The sequence below is a fragment of the Streptomyces sp. ICN903 genome, from assembly GCF_022015835.1.
GTDB lineage: Bacteria > Actinomycetota > Actinomycetes > Streptomycetales > Streptomycetaceae > Streptomyces > Streptomyces fenghuangensis.
Window position 1 is genome coordinate 1 of the sequence record NZ_JAKMAY010000437.1, and the last position, 3,445, is coordinate 3,445.

At 74.9% G+C, this 3,445-nt stretch carries 5 protein-coding genes; 4 read left to right on the forward strand and 1 reads right to left on the reverse strand.

The annotated features are described in order from the left end of the window. Window positions 1-117: 117 nt before the first annotated feature. Genes L7D48_RS27285 through L7D48_RS27300 form a run of 4 tightly spaced genes read left to right on the forward strand, consistent with a single transcriptional unit; the run spans window position 118 to window position 2,993 of the window. Window positions 118-504: a roadblock/LC7 domain-containing protein gene (locus L7D48_RS27285; protein ID WP_237883538.1), complete on the forward strand. Its 387-nt coding sequence runs from the start codon at window positions 118-120 to the stop codon at window positions 502-504. Then, window positions 501-884 carry a DUF742 domain-containing protein gene (locus L7D48_RS27290; protein ID WP_237883532.1) on the forward strand — a complete coding sequence of 128 codons (384 nt, stop codon included), beginning with the start codon at window positions 501-503 and terminating at the stop codon, window positions 882-884. The genes L7D48_RS27285 and L7D48_RS27290 overlap by 4 nt, the downstream gene beginning before the upstream one ends. Continuing rightward, the gene (locus tag L7D48_RS27295; RefSeq protein WP_237883534.1) at window positions 865-1,488 is read left to right on the forward strand and encodes an ATP/GTP-binding protein; all 624 of its coding nucleotides are present in this window, start codon (window positions 865-867) and stop codon (window positions 1,486-1,488) included. The genes L7D48_RS27290 and L7D48_RS27295 overlap by 20 nt, the downstream gene beginning before the upstream one ends. Next, entirely contained in the window at window positions 1,485-2,993 is a 1,509-nt protein-coding gene (locus L7D48_RS27300) for a cytochrome P450 (RefSeq protein WP_308312351.1), read from the forward strand. Before L7D48_RS27295 ends, L7D48_RS27300 begins: the two co-directional genes overlap by 4 nt. Window positions 2,994-3,040: 47 nt before the next feature. Here the strand turns inward: L7D48_RS27300 and L7D48_RS27305 are convergent, their stop codons facing one another. Further along, window positions 3,041-3,400 carry an arsenate reductase family protein gene (locus tag L7D48_RS27305; RefSeq protein WP_237883536.1) on the reverse strand — a complete coding sequence of 120 codons (360 nt, stop codon included), beginning with the start codon at window positions 3,398-3,400 and terminating at the stop codon, window positions 3,041-3,043. Between the last annotated feature and the right edge of the window lie 45 nt (window positions 3,401-3,445).

Genomic DNA, 3,445 nt, shown 5'->3' on the forward strand with positions numbered 1-3,445 from the left:
CCCGACGACCCCGTCACCCCGGCGGGCACCGGACCGGCCCGCGGCCGGCGACGAGTCGTGAAACCAGTACTGGAATCAGGTGATCTGCACGTGACGACGCAGCAGCGGCTCAAGAACATGGACTGGTTGCTCAAGGACCTGGCCGTCACCGTCCCCCGCACCCGGCACATCGTCCTGCTCTCCGCCGACGGCCTGTGCATGGCCCAGTGGGGCGCCGGCAAGGACGCGGCCGACCGGCTGGCCGCGGCCTCCTCCGGCCTCAAGAGCCTGGCGCAGTCGGTGGCCGCGGAGTTCCCGCACAGCGACGGCGGGGTGCGCATGGTCGTGCTGGAGGTGGACGGCGGCTTCTTCTACCTCATGGCGGCCGCCGCCAACTCCTACCTGGCGGTGACCGCCGACGAGGGGGTGGACGCCGGACTGATGAGCCAGCGGATGAGGGACCTGGTCATCAGGATCGGCGCCCACCTCGCCAGTCCGCCCCGGGCCCCAGAGCAGGCCCCGTGAGCGGGGACGGCCGGGCAGCGGGGGAGCGGGACTGGGAGGAGGGCACGCCCGTCCCCCTGTACATCGTCACCGGCGGGCGCGCCGAGGCCGGGGAGGAGCGGGTGCTCGACCTGGTCACGCTGATCGTGGCCCGGTCCGAGCCGCAGCCGGGGATGCGCCCCGAGCACGTCTCCATCCTGCGCATGTGCGCCGGCCCGCTCTCCGTGGCCGAACTGTCCGCGTACCTGGACCTGCCGTTCAGCGCCGTCCAGGTGCTGCTGGCGGACCTGATCGCCGACTCCCTGGTGGAGGCGCGGCAGACCCGCGCGGCGCACATGGCGGCCGCGGACCCCGACGTCGAGATCCTGAAAGCGCTGATCGATGGACTGCAACGACTTTGAACCGCCGCCCGGCCCGCGGCGCGAGGACCTGCTGCCGGCCTCCGCGGAGAGGTCGGTCAAGGTGGTCGTCGCGGGGGGCTTCGGCGTCGGCAAGACGACCATGGTGGGCTCCGTCAGCGAGATCCGCCCCCTGACCACCGAGGAGACGATGACCCAGGCCGGGGTCGGCGTGGACGACCTCTCCGGCGTGGAGCGCAAGACCGAGACGACCGTGGCCATGGATTTCGGCCGGATCACCCTCGACGAACGGCTCGTCCTCTACCTGTTCGGCACACCCGGCCAGCAGCGCTTCTGGTTCCTGTGGAACGGCGTGATCGCGGGCGCGCTGGGCGCGGTGGTGCTGGTGGACACCCGGCGGCTGGGGGAGAGCTTCCCCGCCATGGACCGCCTGGAGCAGGGCGGCGTCCCCTTCGTCGTCGCGGTCAACAACTTCCCCGGCGCCCCCGTCCACCCCGCCCGCGAGCTGCGGTCTGCGCTCGACCTGCCCGGGCACGTCCCCGTGGTCGGCTGCGACGCCCGCAGGTCCGACTCCAGCCGCGACGTCCTGCTGACGCTGATGCACCACCTCTACGACTCCGCCACCGCGACCCGGGAGGTCCTGTGAGCACGCCGCCCTTCCCCGGACCGGACCTGCCGTCAGCGGGCCCCCGCCCCGGACCGTCCGCCGCCGCCGCGCACGGCGGGACCCCGGCCGCCGGGGCGGCGCCCCCGCCCGGCTGCCCGGCCCACGCGGCGGGCGCCGCACCCCTGTACGGGCCCGAGGCGTCGGCGGATCCCATGGGCCTGTACGAGCGGCTGCGGGCCGAGCACGGCGCCATCGCGCCCGTCCTGCTGGAGGGCGGGGTGCCCGCCTGGCTGCTGCTCGGCTACGACGAGATCCTCCAGGTCGCCCGCAACCCGCGCCGCTTCGCCCGCGACACCCGGCTGTGGCGCGACTGGCGGGAGGGCAGGATCCCCGACGACTCGCCGCTGGCGCCGGTGCTGGCCTGGCGCCCCGACTGCATCTCCCAGGACGGCCGGGAGCACCGGCGGCTGCGCGGCGCGGTCAAGGACAGCCTGGAGCGCTTCGACCGGCGGGCCATCCGCCGCGCCGTCCACCGGCGCGCCCACCAGCTCGTCGACGCCTTCGCCGGCGCGGGGCGGGCCGAACTGGTCGGCCAGTTCGCCCTGTCGCTGCCCATGATGGTGCTGACCGACCTCTACGGGCTGCCGGAGGAGGAGGGGGCGCGGCTGGTCACGGCCAGCCGGCAGCTCGTCGGCGGCACACGGAAAGCGCTGGAGGCCGACCGGCACATCCACGAGATCCTGGGCCGGCTGGTCGCCGCCAAGCACCTGGCGCCCGGCCCCGACCTGGCCTCCTGGCTGATCGAGCACGAGGCCGCGCTCAGCGACGACGAGGTCCGCCAGCACCTGCGGCTCGTCCTCGTCCTGGCCCACGAGGCCACCACCAACCTGATGGTCAACACACTGCGGATGGTGCTGACCGACCCGCGCTTCCGGGGCACCCTCAACGGCGGCCAGATGACCCTCCCGGCGGCCGTGGAGCAGATCCTGTGGGACGAGCCGCCGCTGACGGTGCTGCCCGCGCGGTTCCCCAGGTACGACATGGAGATCGCCGGGCGCGAGGTCCGCGAGGGCGATCTGCTGCTGCTCGGCCTGGCGGCCGGGAACGCCGACCCGGCCACCGGGCGCACCACGGGCCAGGAGATGCACGGCAACCGCTCGCACCTGTCGTTCAACAGCGGGCCGCACGAGTGCCCGGGCCAGGACATCGGACGGGCCGTCACCGGCTCCGGGATCGACACCCTGATCGCCAGGCTGCCGGACCTGCGGCTGGCCGTCCCCGAGGAGGAGCTGACCTGGACCTCCTCGTCCTGGTCGCGCCGTCTGGACGCGCTGCCGGTGCGGTTCACCCAGCGCCACGACCGCAACCCCTTCGCCCGCACCCCGGCCGGCGGGAGCCGGCCGGGAACGGGCCCGGCCGCGCGCTCCGAAGCCCCTGCCGGCGTGGCCGGTGCGGCCGGGGCCGCCGGGGCGGCGCGTACGGAACCGGGCCGTGGGCCGGCCGGCCTGTGGCGGCGTCTGCGGGGGCGCGTCCGGACGGGCTGACGATCCGCCCCGTCCGGCCCGGTCCCGGCTCGGCGGGCAGGGGGGCGCTAACGGGAGAGCGCGTCGCGCACGGCCTCCTCGCTGCGCCCCACGACCGCCGAGCCGTCGTCGGCGGTGATGATCGGACGCTGGATCAGCCGCGGGTGCTCCGCCAGCGCGGCGATCCAGCGGTCCCGCTCGGCGGGCTCCTTCGGCCAGGACCTCAGGCCGAGCTCCTTGGCCTCGGCCTCCTGCGTGCGCGTGATGTCCCAGGGCTCCAGGCCGAGCCGCTCCAGCACGGCGCGCAGCTCGTCCTCGGTCGGCGGGTCCTCCAGATAGCGGCGGACGGTGTACTCGGCGCCCTCGGCGTCCAGCAGCTTCACCGCGCTGCGGCACTTCGAGCAGGCGGGATTGATCCAGATCTCCATGCGCCTCACGGTAGCGGCCGTACGGCGGGCGGTGGGGGGCACGGG